Below are 16,675 nucleotides of genomic sequence, written 5' to 3' on the forward strand. Positions count from 1 at the left end.
TGAGGGGCCCGTCGCCGGTGTGGCCGACGGGCTCCTCGGGGTCGTGCAAGGTCAGACGCGGTGGAGGGTGTTGCGCCGAGATCTTCGGAGCGGGTCCAAGTACTGGGGCGGGATGAACTCCGGTAACCCATCGGCCGCCATCCGGACTTGCCAGTCACCGTGATGAATCAACCGATGATGAAAACCGCACAGCAGCACCAGATTGCGGAGATCGGTCGGTCCGCCGTCTGCCCAGTGATCAATATGGTGGGCATGGCAGTTCTTGGGTCTTCGATGACAACCAGGGAAGGCGCAGCCCCTGTCGCGGATGTTCAACGCCCGCCGCTGTCCCGGCGTGACGAACCGCCGCAGACGCCCCACATCCAGCGGCTCGCCCGCGGCACTCATCACGACCGGGAGCATGAGACAGTCGCAGGCGGCCATCCGGGCGTCGCGGGCGGTCATCGTCCCGACAAAATCCAGGCACGCGGTCCCGAGACCGGACTTCAACTCATCCAGGCCGATGGTGACGTGCACCAAGGTGCGATACCCGCTGGTGCCGGGCTGGTCCGGGCACGCGATCGCCAGATCCAGAAGTTCGGCCCAGGCGTCACCCTGGCGTTCGGCCTTGGTCCGCAGATCCGCCTGGCCGAACTCGTCCACCGGGCGCGGTGTCGCGTACGCCTCCAGCGCGGCCGCCGTCCGGGCCCCGAGCTCGTCATCCAGCAACCCGTTCAGCTTCCAGAAGCCGTCTTTGCGGCGTTCCAGGGTGACCTCGCGGCGAGGCTCGGCAGGTTCGGGATCCTTCGGTTCGTTCCCGTCGGGATCGAGCCAGCCGAGCAAATCCTGCTCGGCCTTCGCCAGCTGCCGAGGCCCGGCATCACGAGCGAGGGTCGCGAGGATCTTCTCCGCACACTCCCGATCCTCGGCAGACGTATCCGCAGGGATCCTTCTCAGGATGTCCAGGATCTGCTGGATCCGCTCGTGCCCGACCAGCCCCTCCGCCGCCACAGCGGCAGTGGCGGGCGCGAACGCCGCAACCTCACTGCCATCCAACGCCCGCGTGGGGTTCAACGCGATCGCCTGATTCACCACCGACCGCGCCTCACCGAACGACAACCCCGCCACATCAGCGAACCAGGTAATCGTGGACCCATAGCCATATAAGTCTTTCGCGCCCCGAGACTCCACCTCCGCCAGGTACTGGCCCAGCGCCGCGGAGGCGACCCTCATCACCTGCAGGAACTGCCGCACGCCATGCGCAAGCTCCAGCTTGCCGGCGCGCCACAACTCCTGCGGCAACTCGGGAAGAAAGGTCTCGGGCACTTCTTCACAATACCACAACTGTCGAACACCTGTTCGCAACCTTAAGTGACTGCGAAACCGCTCAATTCCCACTGAAGAGTGACTGAGCAGTTCGGCCGAAAACACATCGCGCATACGTCAAAAGGCGAAAGTGATTCAAACCGGTTCGACTTCCCGCGACCTCACGGGAAGTCGAACCGCGGCAGCGACACCACCAACGGCGACGAGAAGAATGAACCCGAACACGACACCGAAAGCCAAGGCGGGCCTCGATTCGAGCCCGGTCAGGATCGCGCCGGTCAGCGCCACCCCCGCCACCGCGCCCACCTGTCTGACCGTGTTGAACAGGCCCGATGCGCCACCGGCGGCGTCCGGATCCACCGACGCCATCGCGATGGCGGACAGCGGTGACCAGGCCATCGCGTTGGCGGCGCCCAGAAGCGCGGCTCCCGCCGTGATCCACCAAGGATTCAGCTGCAGCACGACCACGAGGCCCATGAGCAGCAAACTCACCGCAAGCAGGCTCATACCGAGTATCGCCGGTCGTCGCCCGCCCACGCGGTCGACCCAACGGCCTGCCGAGGGTGACAGCAGGATCGCGACGACGGCGTCCGGCGCGAGGGCCACGGCGGCCTCGATCGGTCCGAAACCGCGCTGCTCTTGGAGATAGAACATGGTCGGAAGTGCCATCGCGAGGACCGTCATGCCCAGGGACGCCATGGCGAGGCTCGCGGACAAGTAGCCGGATGAGCGATAGAGCTGAAGGGGTGCGAGTGCGTCGATTCCTTGGCCGCGTTCCCGGAACCAGAAGCCCACGAGCAACGCGACGGCGATGGCGGCAGCAGGCAAGGAAAGGGCGCGCCAGGACAGCAAGGCCCACACGAGAAGACTCAGGCCCGCCGTGCTCAACATGGCACCGAGCAGGTCGAACCTGGCCGCACCTCCCCGGCTTCCAGGAATCAGGCGAATCCCCATGACGACGGCGATGCCGCAAAGGGGAACGTTGACCAAGAAGATCCAGCGCCAGTCGAGGCTCGCCGTCAGCAGCCCGCCCACGATCGGGCCGAGCAAGGTGGCAGCGGCGGCGACGGAACCCCAGATGCCGAACGCCCGGCCCCGCTCGTCCTCGGCGAACAGCCGTCGGATCAGCGTCAGTGGCTGCGGGGACATCGCGGCTGCCGCCAGGCCTTGCAGGATCCTGAAGGCGATGAGCCACTCGATCGAAGGCGCGAGCCCGCACAGCGCGGAGGAGACCGCGAAGGCTCCCATGCCGAAAAGGTAGACGCGCTTCGGGTCGAAGAGGTCGCCGAGACGGCCGGCGACCAGCAGCGGGACCGAGAACGCGAGCAGGTAGCCCGCCGTCACCCAGAACAGCGCGGCGACGTCCCCGCCGAGATCGGCTTGGATCCTCGGGCTCGCGACAGCGACGATCGTCGTGTCGAGCAGGAGCACGAAGAACCCTGCCAGCAGAGCGGTGAGGCCACCCCATTTCGAAGACATACCGCCAGACTGGCCCAACCGCGCCTTCTCCCGGCGCGCAACACGGCGACAGGTAACGGCCAACGAGATCGTCGCGACTTCGAAAGCGGCCAAGCCGCACCACTCTCACCGCAGGAGGTGCTCGATGCCGTTGCACGTCGTGGGCGTCGGAACCGACAACAAGGTCTACCACGCCATCCGCAACCGCTACCTGCACGATCACTGGACCCCCTGGACGGATGTCACCGCGATCGTCGGCGGAACCGGTTCCCCGTTCACCATGATCGCTTGCGCCACGGTGGATCGCTCGGTGCACATCTGCGGTCTGACCGAGGACGAGCGGATCTTGCACACTTTCCGGCGCCCGGACGGGGTTTGGCAGTCGAGCTGGGGTGACGTCGGGGCGGCCGCCGGGCTCGGCACCGGGCAGCCGGACGGTGTCGCCACGGCAGGTGCGGGAACGGACCTCCAGGTGTTCGCACCGATTCAACGTCGTGACGGCAAACCGGCACCCGCCAAAGGTTCACCGGTCAATCACGCGATCCGGTCTTCCGCTCCGCCGGGCTGGCCACAATCGTTCACCCCGATCGAAAGCGGGCTTCCGTTCGAAATGAACGAATTCCTCCGGCTGGCCGCCGACGACGCCGCCGGAAGCCTTCATGTCTGCACCCTCGACTACGGCAACACCCTTTGGCACACCCTGCAGCTGTCTTCGAGCACGTGGCAGCCGTTCAACGACGTGAGACGGGTACACCTCAACGACCCTGGCCGCATAGGGGACGTCGCTGTCGCCGGAATCGGAACGCTGCTTCACGTCTGCGTGGTCGCCGACGGGAAGATCTGGCACACGATCCGAGCGACCTCGCGCTGGCAAGCGGTGTGGGGAGACGTCATGCGCGTCATGAACCCGGCCTCCACCGAGACCGTGACCCGCGTGGCCTGCGCCCAGCTCGAGGACAATCTGCATGTCTGCGCCCTCACCGAGGACGGCCGGATCATCCACACGATTCGCATGTCCGCCCCACCGAGCTGGCAGAACCCGGAGGACTCCGGACGGGCCTTCTTCGGCGACGTCACCGCGGAAGTCGGCAGGCACGGCGTGGACCCTCGCCCGTTCAAACTCCTCGCGGTGTCCGGCCAGTGACGATTAAGGTCTCGCTCATGACCGCCCTTCCGCGCGGCGGCCGCCCCGCCAAGGCCTTGTCTGCCGTCGAAGCGACCATCGAGACCCGCTGGCGGTCGTTCCTCGTGGAGTATGGCGTGACCGCCGGAGCCAAAGAGGAAGCCGACCTCGCCGAGATGGTCGTCGCCGACACCTCCGCGTTCGAATGGCGGGTGGTGGACGCCGCTCTCGACCGGTTGCCCTGCGCCGACTGCGGCAACGGGCTCGGCGCGGGTCCGGCTGGCTGCGAAAACTGCGACCGGGCCGACGGTTTCCGGTTCGCGGCCATCGAGACCGACAAACCCGCGACACCGCCGGGCACCGAGCACGGGCTCCGGGTCGCCACCGCCGTCGCCCGCACCCGGCACCGCTACGGAGCGCGTGCCAGGTGCGGCTTCGAACTCGGGCTTCCGGTCCTCCTGTCGGGTGAACTGCCCAGCACGGCCCAAGCGCAGGCGTACCGGGCAGCGATCAACAAGCTCACCGAAGAGGAATGCGAACGCGTGACCTCTTTCGAAGAGGTCGCCTGCCTCAGTAGTCGTCGCGGCCGGTGAACTGCTGTTCCAACAGCTCTGCCGAGCCCGCGACGAGTTCGAGCGGGTCGGTGAACTCGTTGATGTCGAGGTTCACCAGCGGCAGGGAATGCCGCAGCACCAGATGTTCCCCCATGATCACCAGCCCCCCGACGACGATCGTGTTGCCGATCTCGGTCAGCACGGTCGCCAGGTCGACCTCGTCGATCCGCGCGAACGGCGTCGCGATCTGGACCCAGTCCTCGCGGCGGTCGAAGATCTCCCGTGCGATGACCACGGTCTGAGCCCGCTCTTCGTAATCGTCGTCGCCGTAGGACAACCGGATGCGAATTTCGTCTGGTTCGTCCTTGACCACCCGATATTCGTGTCGTACGAACGCGACCAGATCGGCCCACTCCGCCATGTATTCAGTCTCCCTTGCAGTCGAAGATCGAGACTAGCGACTACAAGGGTGGTGAAACCGGGACCGGCCTGACATCACCCGGAAAGCGGCGACCCATCCCTCTTGAGTGGCAAGGCTTGTCAGGGCCAAGGGTGTCTTAGGTGCCTACTGGATCGTGGCCGCGGTTGATCACGGGGTACGCCGCGTGGCGTCCATCTGGACACGCGTGTCGTCCCTTCCGTCACGCGAGTCCGCGGCCGCGGGTGTCGCGAAAGCCACTTTCGCGACGCCTGATGTCCCGAAAGTGGCTTTCGCGGCACTGCCCGGCCTCACTGGACGCGGGGTCAGCCGGGCAGGGACGTGAACGAGCCAGAGATGCACGGGTGTCCTGAAGGCCCCCTTTGAGACGTTGAACGTCTCAAAGGGGGCCTTCAGGACACCGCGACAACCGCCCTCGCGACGGTCGTGAGTGGTGAGGACGGTTGGAACCGTCCTCACCACTCACGAGGCCCGAAGGTCAGCCGCCGGTCGGCAGCCCGGCCAGCGCTTCCTGCGAGGTCAGCGGCCGCAGCGACAGCGTGTACTCGTACGTGCGGTCCTGCTGCACCTGACTGCGTTCCCGCACCGGGTTGGGCGTGTCCCCGACCCCGGTCACCGCGTGGCTCGCGTGCAGCGTGAACCAGCCGTTGTTGCGCTGCAACTGGAACGGGTACGCCGCCCGGTCGAGGTCGTCGAACGGAGTCACGCTGACGTCGTTCGCTCCCCCGACCAGCAGGCCACCGGTCCGGCCGTCGGTGAGCAGCGCCCACCGGCTGTCGGTGTGGTTGCCGTGGTCCTGCGGCCGGTGATACTCGACGTATTGCTGATCCACCGTGCTCGACTGCACGCCGATCGGGGTCCCGTCCTTGCGGTCGACGTAGCTCTCGGATTTCCGCCCATACCAGGCGAAGCGGTCATATCGGTCCGGCACCGCCAGCGAGACACCGATCCGGGGCAGATACGGCAGAGTGCGCACACTCCCCTGCGGCACCACCTTGTTGCCGAGGCTCAGCGTCCCGGTCCGGTCGACGGTGTAGGTCATCGTCTGGTCGAACCACGCCCCGGTGACGTCCGGCGCCGCGACCCGGCTGTCCACGATCACCCGCACGCTTCGCGAGCCGTCCTTCTCGACCCGGACGCCGGTGACCGTGGTCTTCAACCGGTCCAGCCCGGCCTTGCGCCAGTCCTCACCTTCCGCCCGGCCCCAGGCGAAGGTCTCGTTGCTGATCGGCGCCCGCCACGCGTCGAGCTTCGGTCCGCCGCTCAGCAGTTCCTTGCCCTGGTGCCGGATCGACGTCAGCGCGCCGGTGGTCTTGTCCACCCGGTACGTGACGCCTGCCGCCGACGTCGTCACCGAAGCCGTGTCCTCGGCCACCTCGACGGACTTCCCGCCGAGCGGCGTCCGGTCCAGCCCCGGAACCTGCTTGCCGCCCAAGGAGAACTGGTCGTGCGCCAGGACATGCCCGCGCGGGAGCATGGGATCGCCCTGGGTCGTCACGGCCTCGACGGTGAGGAACCGCTCGCGGTCCGCCGGATTCGACGGAGCCGGGATGGCGACGCGTCCGGTCGTCCCGGCACCGACGCGCAACGGTTGCTCGCCGCGGGCAACGATCCGGGAGCCTTCCTGGATCCGCCACCGCAGGTTCAGCTCGTCAGTGCCCTTGAACTGCCGCTCGTTGGCCACCGACACCGCGCCGCCGGCGTAGGCGAACCGGAGCGGCTGATGTGCCCACGCCATCTGCGCGGTCTCCGGCTGCGCCGAACGGTCCGAACCGATCAGACCGTCCACACCGGACAGACTGGAGCCGTACGACAGGTGGCTTCCCCGATCCGTGACGCTGTCGAAGTCCAGCGCCAGGACCGCGCCACCCGCCGGAGTCGCACCGGACAACTCCGCCGCGGACAGCGGCTTGTCGTAGATGCGCACGTCGTCGACGGCGCCGCGTCCCATCCAGCCGATACTCGACGGGTCGTTCCACGACGTCTCGAAGTCGCGGCCGACGTTGACCTCCGCCGACGACGGGTCGATCGCGCCGGTGAACGGTTTGCTCCCGATCTCCTTGCCGTCGAGATAGAGCCTCAGGGCAGTACCGTCGTAGGTGCCGCTCACGCGGTGCCAGTTCCCGTAGAAGTCCGCGGGGACCTTGGCCTGCACCGCTTGCCACGTTCCACTGTGGATGAAGAACTCCAGGGTGTCCTGTGCCTTCATCTTGAGCGCGTACTGGTGGTCGCCCTTGCCGAGGATGCGGAAGTCACCGGTCCATTTCCCCGGTTTCACCCACGCGTCGAGGGTCAGCGCCTTGCCGGTGATGTCGAGTTTCCGGTCGCGGTAGACCTCGACGAAATCGTCCAATCCGGACAGTGCCAGTGCCTTGCCGCGATGCCCGTCGACCAGATCCGGTTTGCCGGTCACGTGTGCCGAGATGTCGTTGCCGGACGAGTCCGGCGTGGTCCGGATCCGTTGCCGGATGTTCTGTTCCGCCCAGTCCCAGATGAACCCGCCCTGGGTCTGCGGATTCGCGCGGATCGTGTCCCAGAACTCCCGGAAGTTCCCCAGGCTGTTGCCCATCGCGTGCGCGTACTCGCCGAAGATCAGGGGTTTCGTGGTGTTCTTCGCCTGTTCGGCGAACTTCTCCGGGGACGGGTACCGCGGCCCCCAGACGTCGGCGAAGGGCGCGTCACCGTCGGGACTGTTGGACTGGTGATAGATCGGCCGGGTCGGCTCGTTCGCCTTCAACCATTCCGCCAGTGCGAAGTGATGCGCGCCGAGACCGGCCTCGTTGCCGGTGTCCCACAGGAAGACGCTCGGATGGTTCTTGTCCCGTTCGACCATGCCGATCATCCGGTCGAAGAACGCGTCCCGCCAAGCAGGGTCGTTCGCCTGGCAGTAGCTAGCGCAGTTCTCGTGGTTGTGGGTCTCGATGTCGATCTCGTCGTCGATCCAGAGCCCGTGCCGGTCGGCCAGTTCGTAGAAGTAGGGGTCCGACGGGTAGTGCGAGGTGCGGACGGCGTTGACGTTGAGCTGCCGCATCAAGGCGACGTCACGTTCCTGCGCGGCACGGGGCACGTGCCTCCCGTGATCGGGGTCGGTCTCCGCACGGTTGACGCCCTTGAACAGCACCCGTTTCCCGTTGACCAGCAACTGTTTGTCGCGGATCTCGATCTCGCGGAATCCGACCGTCTCGCTGGTGATGTGCGTGACCCGGCCGTCGGGCACGGTCAGCGTGAGGACGGCCGTGTAGAGGTTCGGGGTCTCGTCGGTCCACTTCGCGGGGTTGCGGACGGGCAGGGTCAGCGAAGTCTTGCCACCCGCGTCGACCGCCCCGCTCGCCGCCCCGACCTCTTTGCCCGCCGCGTCACGCAGGCTCAAGCCGACACGATGCGGACCCGTCGTTCCACCGGGTTTGGCGGCGACCTCGACCGCGGCCTTGAGGGTGGCGTCGGTGTAGGTCGCGTCGAGGTCGGTCGTCAGCCCGACGTCCTGGATGAACGTCCCCGGCGCCGAATGCAAGGTCACCGAGCGGAAGATGCCCGAGTACCGCCACTGGTCGACGTCCTCCAGGTAGGCACCCGCGCTCCAGCGGTGCACCTGCACGGCGATCCGGTTCGGCCCCGGCCGCAGCGCGGACGAGAGATCGAATTCCGCCGGCGTGTAGCCGCCCTGGTCGTAGCCGATGTACTGCCCGTTGACCCAGACGAAGTAGGCCGACGTCACCCCGTCGAACCGGAGGAACGTCCTGCGTTCTGTCCAGTCCGCGGGCAGGTCGAAGTCGCGGACGTAGGCGCCGGTCGGGTTGACGTCACGCGGGACGCGCGGCGGGTCGTCGGGTTGGATCTCGGTGGCGATGTTGCGGAAGATCGGGTGGTCCAGGCCGTCCGTCTGCCAGGTGTGCGGCACGGACACCTCGCGCCAGCCCGACGCGTCGTAGCCGTCGTCATGGAACCCCGCCGGGACCTGGGAAGGGTTGTCTGCCATCGCGATCCGCCACTTGCCGTCGAGCGACAGCGTGTACGGGCTCCGCTCGTCACGGCGGGCGGCGGCGGAGACGTCCGCGTAGGGACGCAGGAAGGCGTGCGGTGGCTCCTGTCCCTCCGCCACCTTCCGTGGATCGTCGAGATAGGACTGGACATCTCCTGGTGGTCCGTCGGCGGCGGCGGGCGATCCGGCGCCCGCCAGGGAACCGGCGGCGACCACCAGACTCAAGACGATGAGGCGTATGCGCGGCACTGTGTTACCTCCCGATGAGGGACCGTCGGCTGATGACCGACTCCTCGACGATCTCGTAAATCGTCACCGGGAGGAAGACCGAGATCGAATTCAGCTCGAAGCGCGACGCGTGAGCGAGACCGGCAAGATCCGCTGGCGGGGCTTGAGATCCCGGTCGTCCATCACCGCGAGCAGGGTCTCGACCATCGCGTGGACCTGTTCACGGGGGTCCTGATGGACCGACGTCAGCGGCGGGTCCATCTCCGGTGCCAGCGTCGCGTTGTCGTCGAAGCTGACGACGGCGACGTCCGAGGGGATCCGCCGTCCGGCGGTATGCAGGGTGCGGAGCGCGCCGAGGGCCATCATGTCGCTGGCCACGAAGACGGCGTCGAGGTCGGGGCGCCGCGCGAGCAGGTTCGCCATCGCCTTCGCCCCGCCGGTCAGCGTGAAGTCGCCTTCTTCGGCCAGGTCCGCCGGGTCGAGCCCGGCGTCGAGGAGAGTCTTGCGCCAGCCGGAAAGCCGGTCGATCGCCGCGCTCTGGTCCTGCGGTCCGGCGATCGTGGCGATCCGGCGGTGCCCGGACTCGACCAGATGCGCGACAGCCAGCTTCGCGCCGCCCTCGTTGTCGAAGTCGACGACGTGGACACCGCGTTTGAGCCCCGCCGCCTGCCCGCCGTAGACCACCGGGATCCTCAGCTGCCGCAACGCCTTGGGCAACGGGTCGGTCCGGTGCGGCGCGAACACCAGCACCCCGTCGACGTGCCCGCCGTCCAGGAACCGCACCGTGCGATCGAGGTCTTCGCGGGTGTCACTGAAGATCAAGACCATCTGGCAGCCGATGTCGGCGAGTTCGCGATAGCCCGCGCGCATGACCGCGGTGCGGTACGGGTCGTCGAGCAGCCGTGCCTCCGGCTCCGACAGCACGACCGCGATCGCGCCGGTCCGCCTGGTCACCAGGGAGCGCGCCGCCTGGTTCGGCGAGTAGCCGAGTTCGCGGGCCGCGGTCTGGACCTTCTCCCGCGAGCGCGCGCTGACGTAGCCGTCGTCGTTCAGCGCACGGGACGCCGTCGACCGGCTGACCCCGGCGGACGCGGCGACGTCTTCCAGCGTCGGCCTGCCGTCTTCCTCTGGTCGAGCCCCCACCCGCGTCACCTTCACCTTCAGCGTCATCCGGACACCGACAGCTTAGTGTCCGACGGCAGGCGGCACTGAGAGCGCTCCCGTGGGGCGGAAACACTCTCATTACAAGCCCTTGACACGATCTCGCCTTGGGAACAAACTCTGCGCATCCCTGGGAGCGCTCCCAGTTTTCTCCCTCACCCCATCAGCAAGGGACAAATGACGTGAGAAGCATCCGGAACGGCCTGGTGCTGGCACTGGGCATCACGATGACGGCGTTCGGCCTGGCGGCGTGCGGCGGTGACGACGGCGGCACGCCCGCCGCGTCGGATCCGAACGCGAAGGTCGAGCTGTCACTGGCGACGTTCACCGAGTTCGGCTACGAGGCGCTCGTTCCCGAGTACGAGCGGCTGCACCCGAACGTCAAGATCACGCACCGCAAGACCGGCCAGGGCGGGCCGTATCACCAGGATCTGATCACGAAACTGGCGGCGGGTTCCGGCCTCGCCGACGTCACTGCGGTCGAGGAAGGGCATCTGTCGAACGTCCTCGACAAGGGCTCGAAGTTCAACGACCTGAACAAGATCGGCCCGGCGGAGGCCTCGCCCGAACGCTGGCTCGGCTGGAAGTACGACGCGGCCAAGACCAAGGACGGCAAGGTCATCGGCTACGGAACCGACATCGGCCCGCTGGCCATGTGCTACCGCGAGGACATGCTCGGGGCGGCGGGCCTGCCGACCGATCCCGAAGCGGTCAAACCGTTGTTCGCGACCTGGGACAGCTACTTCGCCGCGGGCGATCAGTACGTCGCCAAGACCGGCGGGAAGGCCTGGTTCGACTCGGCGGCGCAGAACTTCAACGCCATGGTCAACCAGCTCCCCACCGGTTACATCGGGCCCGACGACAAGCCGACGCTGGACTCCAACCAGAGCATCAAGGACGCCTGGACCAAGGTGACCGGCGCTGTCGCGAAAGGACAGTCGGCCAAGCTGACCGCGTTCAGCAACGAATGGAACTCCGGGTTCAAGCAGGGCGCCTTCGCCACGAAGGTCTGTCCCGCGTGGATGCTCGGCGTGATCGAGGAACACTCCGGTCCGGAGAACGCGGGCAAGTGGGCGGTCACCGCGGCCTTCCCCGGTGGCGGCGGGAACTGGGGCGGCTCCTACCTCACCGTGCCCACGCAGTCGAAGCATCCGAAGGAGGCGGCCGAACTCGCCGCCTGGCTGACCGCACCCGAGCAGCAGATCAAGGCGTTCCAGGCGAAGGGCACCTTCCCCAGCCAGGTCAAGGCACTGGAGGACCCCGCGCTGCTGAGCGAGACCGACGCCTACTTCGGCGGCGCGAAGATCGGCCAGTTGTTCGCCGAGCAGGCCAAGAAGGTCGCCAAACCGCAGTACAAGGGCCCCGGCGACGGTCAGATCCAAGAGAACGCGTCGAGCCCCGCGCTGCAGGCCGTCGAACAGGGCAAGTCCGCGGACGCGGGCTGGACGCAGCTGCTCGACGCCGCGAAGAAGATCACGCGCTGACCGATGACCGTCGTCGACAAGATCGCGCCGGACGAGCGCCGGGCCGGGGTGCGCACGTCGCCCCGGCCCACCCTCCGCCATCGCCTGAGCCGGTGGGACGTCAAGGTCTCGCCGTACCTCTACATCGCCCCGTTCTTCCTCGTGTTCGGGATCGTCGGCTTGTTCCCGCTGCTCTACACGGCGTACGTCTCGCTGTTCAGCTGGGAGGCGGGTGACGACCATCCGGACTTCATCGGGCTGGACAACTTCAAGGAACTGTTCGCCGACACGCAGTTCTGGAACGCGCTCGAGAACACCGTCAGCATCTTCCTGCTCTCCAGCGTTCCCCAGCTGATCATCGCGGTACTCCTGGCGGCGTTGCTCAGCGCCAGGCTGCGCGGGGCGACCGGCTGGCGAGTCGGTGTCCTGCTGCCCTACGCCGCCAGCCTGGTGGCGCTCGGGATCATCTTCGCGAACCTGTTCGGGCCGAAGTACGGCCTGGTCAACGGCCTGCTGCAGACGATCGGACTGGACCCGGTCGAGTGGCAGGCCGGCCGGTTCAGCAGCCATGTCGCGATCGCGATCATGGTGAACTGGCGATGGACCGGGTACAACGCGCTGATCGTGCTGGCTGCCATGCAGGCGATTCCGAAAGAGCTGCACGAAGCCGCCCTCATCGACGGAGCGGGCGCGACGCGCCGGTTCCTCGGCATCACCCTGCCGTTGCTGAAGCCGACGCTGGTCTTCGTCACCATCACCTCGACGATCGGCGGGCTGCAGATCTTCACCGAGCCCAAACTGTTCGACGCCATGCCGGGGTCGAACAACGGCGGCTCGTCCAACCAGTTCCAGACCGTGACGCTGTACCTGTACCAAACGGCCTTCGAGAACTACGAACTCGGCTACGCCTCGGCGATCGCGTGGGTGCTGTTCGTGATCATCGTGCTGATCGCGCTGGTGAACTTCTTCCTCACCGGCAGGCTCGCGGCGGTGAAGAAGAAATGACCACCATCAAGCAAAGTGTTTCGGCGCTGGGAAAACCCCGCCGGGCGACCTACGTCGTGCTCACGATCTTCGTACTGGGCTCGCTTTTCCCGTTCTACTGGTCGTTCCTGGTGGCCAGCCGGGACAGCGGGATGCTCACCGAGCGGGTCCCGCCGTTCCTGCCCGGCGGGAACTTCTTCGCCAACGCGGCGCGGGTGTTCGACACGGTGCCGTTCTGGAAGGCGCTCGCGAACAGCCTGATCGTGTCCGGCACGGTCACCCTCACCACGGTGCTGTTCTCGGCGCTGGCCGGGTTCGCGTTCGCCAAACTGCGGTTCCGCGGCCGGAACGGGTTGTTCGTGTTCATCGTCGTCACCCTCGCCGTGCCGACCCAGCTGGGCATCATCCCGCTGTTCATGGCGATGTCGGAGTTCGGCTGGGCGGGCGGGCTGCAATCGGTGATCGTGCCCAACCTGGTGACCGCGTTCGGCGTCTTCTGGATGCGCCAGTACACGCTCGACGCGGTGCCGTACGAACTGATCGAGGCCGCGCGGGTCGACGGGTGCAGCATGATCCGGACCTTCTGGAACGTCTGCCTTCCCGCGGTCCGCCCGGCGGCGGCGATCCTGGCGATGTTCACGTTCATGACGTCGTGGAACGACTTCCTCTGGCCACTGGTCGTGCTGGACGCCGGAAACCCCACCGTCCAGCTGGCGCTGGAGAAGCTGCAGAGCGGCTACTACGTCGACTACTCGCTGGTGCTGGCCGGGACCACGCTGGCCACCATCCCGATCCTCATCGTCTTCCTCCTCCTCGGCCGCCAGATCGTGGCCGGGATCATGCAAGGTGCCGTGAAAGGGTGACCATGTCCGCTCATCCCGACAGTGTCCGGGCGAAGACCGCGCTGCTGTTCCCGCCCGGATTCGTGTGGGGCGCAGCCACCGCGGCCTTCCAGGTCGAAGGAGCGACGGCCGCCGACGGCCGCACCGACTCGATCTGGGACGTCTTCGCCCGTCGCCCCGGCGCCGTCGTCGGCGGCGACACCGGTGAGCCGGGCGCGGACCATTACCGGCGTTACGCCGAGGACGTCGACCTGATGCGGCGGCTCGGGCTCGGCGCGTACCGGTTTTCCCTGTCGTGGCCGCGGATCCGGCCCGACGGCGGCGCGCCGAATCCGCGGGGGCTCGCGTTCTACGACCGGCTGGTCGACAGGCTTCTCGAAGCCGGTGTCGAGCCATGGGCGACGCTGTACCACTGGGATCTCCCTCAGGCGCTGGAAGACAAGGGCGGCTGGGCTTCGCGCGAGACCGCGTTCCGGTTCGCCGAGTACGCCGAAACGGCGGCGGCACGGCTGGGTGACCGGGTGCCGCGCTGGTCCACCCTGAACGAGCCGTGGTGTGCGGCGATGCTCGGCTACGCGCGCGGGATCCACGCTCCCGGCAGGCGGGAACCACAGGCCGCCGTGGCGGCCGCGCACCATCTCCTGCTAGGGCACGGGCTCGCGATGGACGCCCTGCGGCGGCACGCCCCCGCGGCGTCGTCCGGCGTGACCTTGAACCTGTACCCGGTGTCGGCGGCCAACCCTTCGTCCACTGTGGACGTCGAAGCGGCGCGCCGGGTCGACGGCCTGCAGAACCGGCTTTTCCTCGACCCCGTGCTTCGCGGCTCCTACCCCGCGGACCTGCTCGCCGACCTCGCCCCCTTGGGGATCGACGAGCTCGTCCGGGAGGGCGACCTGGCCACGATCGCGGCCCCGGTCGATTGGCTCGGCATCAACTACTACCGCGGCTACCAGGTCGCGGGCACTCCCCTGCCCGGCAGCGAACCGGCTGGCGCCGACTGGCTGGGCGTCCCCGACGTGCATTTCGTCCCCGACGAGGCCGCGCCGCGCACGGACTCCGGCTGGGAGGTCCAGCCATCGCGGCTCACCGAATGCCTGCTGCGGATCCATCGCGAGTACCGGCCGATCCCGTTGTACATCACCGAAAACGGCGCTTCCTATCCGGACGCCCTCATCGGCGGGGACGTCGCGGACACCGACCGGATCGCCTTCCTCGACTCGCACCTGCGCGCCGCGTACGACGCGATCGAGGCGGGCGTCGACCTGCGCGGGTACTTCTACTGGTCGCTGCTCGACAACTTCGAGTGGGCCGAGGGGTACGCCAAGCGGTTCGGCCTGGTGCACGTCGACTATGCGACCCAGCGGCGGACGCCGAAGCGGAGCGCGCTCTGGTACTCCCGTGCGATCAGCCTGAACGGGCTGAGCTGACCCGCCTGCCTCGGACCAGCGGCAGGAAGGGGTCGTTCAGGGCGTTTTCGTCCTGAACGACCCCTTCCTGACCTCTAGTTGCGCGTGCTCGCGGCCTCGGCGGTCGCGAGGTCGACGGCACTCCGGTCCTGACCGTCCGCCCCGGCGGCACGCCGCGCGAGGGGGCTGTTCACACAGCCCGGCACGTCCGCCACGGAAGAGCAGTTGTCCGGCCGGTTGCCGCTCACCACGGCCCCGTTCGCCAGCGTGACCCGTCCGTCGAGCGTGTAGATGCCGCCACCGGAACGGGGATACGGGTAGGAGCCCGCCCCCGGCTCACCAACGGCGTTGTCGCTGACCTTCCCGCCGTCGAGCGTGAGGTTGTCGTAGAACACGCTCACTCCGCCACCCGCACCTCCGGTTCCCGAGCCCCCGGCGTACCCGCCCGGCCCGGCGACCCCGGCGTCACCTCCGCGGCCCGCGAGATTCTCGGTGATCGAGGTGCCGGTGATGGCCGGCTTCAACAGGACACCCAGCCTGCTCGACGCGAACACGCCGGCGCCCACGCCGCCGTCACCGCCGGCTCCGGCGCCGCCGCCCACGGGACCTCCCGAACCACCCTGCCCACCGGTCCCGGTGCTGTTGCCGGTGACGTCGCCACCGGTGATCCGCAGGACGGTGCCGCTGATGACCTCGACACCGCCACCGAAACCGCCGGAGCCACCCCGGCCACCGGGTTTGGCGGCCACGCCATTACCACCCCGGCTACCGGCACCGGTGGTGTTACCGATGATCCTGCTGCCGGTGATCGTCAGCGTGTTCTGAGCGGAACCGTAGGAGGCGATCCCACCACCGAATCCTCCGTTACCACCACGACCGGCACTGGCCGTGGCCGTCGCGTCCGCGCCGGGAGCACCCGCGCCGGAGATGTTGCCGGTGATGACGCTGTCGGTGATGGTCAGCGGGCCCCAGTTCTGGATTCCGCCGCCCGCCTGTCCCAGGTTTCCGTCCCCGTAGGTGTTGGTTCCGACGCCGTCAGGAGCGTGGCCGCCGGTGATCGTGACCTTGTCGAGCGTCAGATCACCCCAATTGGAAATGATCCGGAACTGGGGCGCGTCCTTTGCCCGGCCGATAGTGGCGTGGTTGCCGTTGATACCGAGCTTTCCCTCGATGGAGGGCAGCCCGGAACTCCAGGTCGTATCGGCGACCGCGGTGAGGGTGTAGACGCAATTCGCGGCCAAGGACAGCGTGTCCGGCGCCGGAGTGGCGTTGGCATCGGCGACCGCTTGGACCAGCGCGGCCGGATCGCAGGGAACGGCGATTTCGGCGGCTTGCGCGGGCGGAGCGACCAGGGCGAACGCCCCCAGTGCGGTCACCGTGGTCGCGACTCGTCTTCGGGATCTCGCACTCGGCATCATGAGAAAAACCCTCCAGGTCAAGGAAATGGGTGGTGACGGATCGCGTGATCTCCCAGTCGCGGAAACCGTCACCTGACGAACATTAGAAGTGCCGTCACCACCCCTCAATGAATATGATCCACATCACAGATACCGATCATCGGGAATCATTGCGAACAATGGGAATCAAAACGGAAGTCGTACCGGGCGTCCCGTATTCCTGCCTTTACCGGAGCCGGCGGCAGGGATTCCGGTGGCCCCGCTCCGGCAGGTCTTGTTATGGTGGGCAGGTAGCCGATCAACGAACGTGGAGACCAGACGTGGCAGGTGAAGACG

General features: G+C 67.5%; 12 protein-coding genes. 6 read left to right on the forward strand and 6 right to left on the reverse strand.

Going from position 1 to position 16,675, the window contains the following annotated elements:
* Positions 1-51 precede the first annotated feature (51 nt).
* Both AMYAL_RS0134590 and AMYAL_RS0134595 read right to left on the reverse strand, forming a co-directional pair.
* Positions 52-1,305 (reverse strand): HNH endonuclease signature motif containing protein, encoded by a 1,254-nt coding sequence (locus AMYAL_RS0134590; protein ID WP_020635880.1) that lies wholly within the window; start codon positions 1,303-1,305, stop codon positions 52-54.
* Between the two features lie 135 nt (positions 1,306-1,440).
* Positions 1,441-2,784, reverse strand: coding sequence for an MFS transporter (locus AMYAL_RS0134595; RefSeq protein ID WP_020635881.1), 1,344 nt, complete (start codon positions 2,782-2,784; stop codon positions 1,441-1,443).
* Between the two features lie 124 nt (positions 2,785-2,908).
* Between AMYAL_RS0134595 and AMYAL_RS0134600 the strand changes: the two genes are divergently transcribed.
* Together AMYAL_RS0134600 and AMYAL_RS0134605 are read left to right on the forward strand one after the other, a co-directional pair.
* Positions 2,909-3,907, forward strand: a complete 999-nt coding sequence (locus AMYAL_RS0134600) for a PLL family lectin (RefSeq protein WP_020635882.1) — start codon at positions 2,909-2,911, stop codon at positions 3,905-3,907.
* A gap of 17 nt (positions 3,908-3,924) precedes the next feature.
* Complete coding sequence (locus AMYAL_RS0134605; protein WP_020635883.1) at positions 3,925-4,479, forward strand: hypothetical protein; 555 nt, start codon at positions 3,925-3,927, stop codon at positions 4,477-4,479.
* On the opposite strand, the gene AMYAL_RS0134610 is transcribed toward AMYAL_RS0134605, so the two are convergent.
* The 3 genes from AMYAL_RS0134610 to AMYAL_RS0134620 form a co-directional block, all read right to left on the reverse strand.
* Entirely contained in the window at positions 4,457-4,861 is a 405-nt protein-coding gene (locus AMYAL_RS0134610; RefSeq protein ID WP_007032203.1) for a hypothetical protein, read from the reverse strand. The genes AMYAL_RS0134605 and AMYAL_RS0134610 overlap by 23 nt on opposite strands.
* Positions 4,862-5,357: 496 nt before the next feature.
* Positions 5,358-9,107 (reverse strand): glycoside hydrolase family 2 TIM barrel-domain containing protein, encoded by a 3,750-nt coding sequence (locus AMYAL_RS0134615; protein ID WP_020635884.1) that lies wholly within the window; start codon positions 9,105-9,107, stop codon positions 5,358-5,360.
* A 90-nt stretch (positions 9,108-9,197) separates the two neighbouring features.
* Positions 9,198-10,244, reverse strand: coding sequence for a LacI family DNA-binding transcriptional regulator (locus AMYAL_RS0134620; RefSeq protein WP_026467688.1), 1,047 nt, complete (start codon positions 10,242-10,244; stop codon positions 9,198-9,200).
* Between the two features lie 185 nt (positions 10,245-10,429).
* Here AMYAL_RS0134620 and AMYAL_RS0134625 point away from each other — a divergent pair, with 185 nt between their 5' ends.
* The 4 genes from AMYAL_RS0134625 to AMYAL_RS0134640 are packed head-to-tail and all read left to right on the forward strand — an operon-like array spanning position 10,430 to position 14,963.
* Positions 10,430-11,731, forward strand: a complete 1,302-nt coding sequence (locus tag AMYAL_RS0134625) for an ABC transporter substrate-binding protein (RefSeq protein WP_020635886.1) — start codon at positions 10,430-10,432, stop codon at positions 11,729-11,731.
* A gap of 3 nt (positions 11,732-11,734) precedes the next feature.
* Entirely contained in the window at positions 11,735-12,715 is a 981-nt protein-coding gene (locus AMYAL_RS0134630; protein ID WP_020635887.1) for a carbohydrate ABC transporter permease, read from the forward strand.
* Entirely contained in the window at positions 12,712-13,557 is an 846-nt protein-coding gene (locus tag AMYAL_RS0134635) for a carbohydrate ABC transporter permease (RefSeq protein WP_020635888.1), read from the forward strand. Before AMYAL_RS0134630 ends, AMYAL_RS0134635 begins: the two co-directional genes overlap by 4 nt.
* Positions 13,554-14,963 carry a GH1 family beta-glucosidase gene (locus tag AMYAL_RS0134640; protein ID WP_020635889.1) on the forward strand — a complete coding sequence of 470 codons (1,410 nt, stop codon included), beginning with the start codon at positions 13,554-13,556 and terminating at the stop codon, positions 14,961-14,963. Before AMYAL_RS0134635 ends, AMYAL_RS0134640 begins: the two co-directional genes overlap by 4 nt.
* 74 nt (positions 14,964-15,037) lie before the next feature.
* Here the strand turns inward: AMYAL_RS0134640 and AMYAL_RS50870 are convergent, their stop codons facing one another.
* Positions 15,038-16,318 (reverse strand): hypothetical protein, encoded by a 1,281-nt coding sequence (locus tag AMYAL_RS50870; RefSeq protein WP_020635890.1) that lies wholly within the window; start codon positions 16,316-16,318, stop codon positions 15,038-15,040.
* Positions 16,319-16,675: the final 357 nt, after the last annotated feature.

Origin of the sequence: Amycolatopsis alba DSM 44262, assembly GCF_000384215.1 — a bacterium.
Classification (GTDB): Bacteria; Actinomycetota; Actinomycetes; order Mycobacteriales; family Pseudonocardiaceae; genus Amycolatopsis; species Amycolatopsis alba.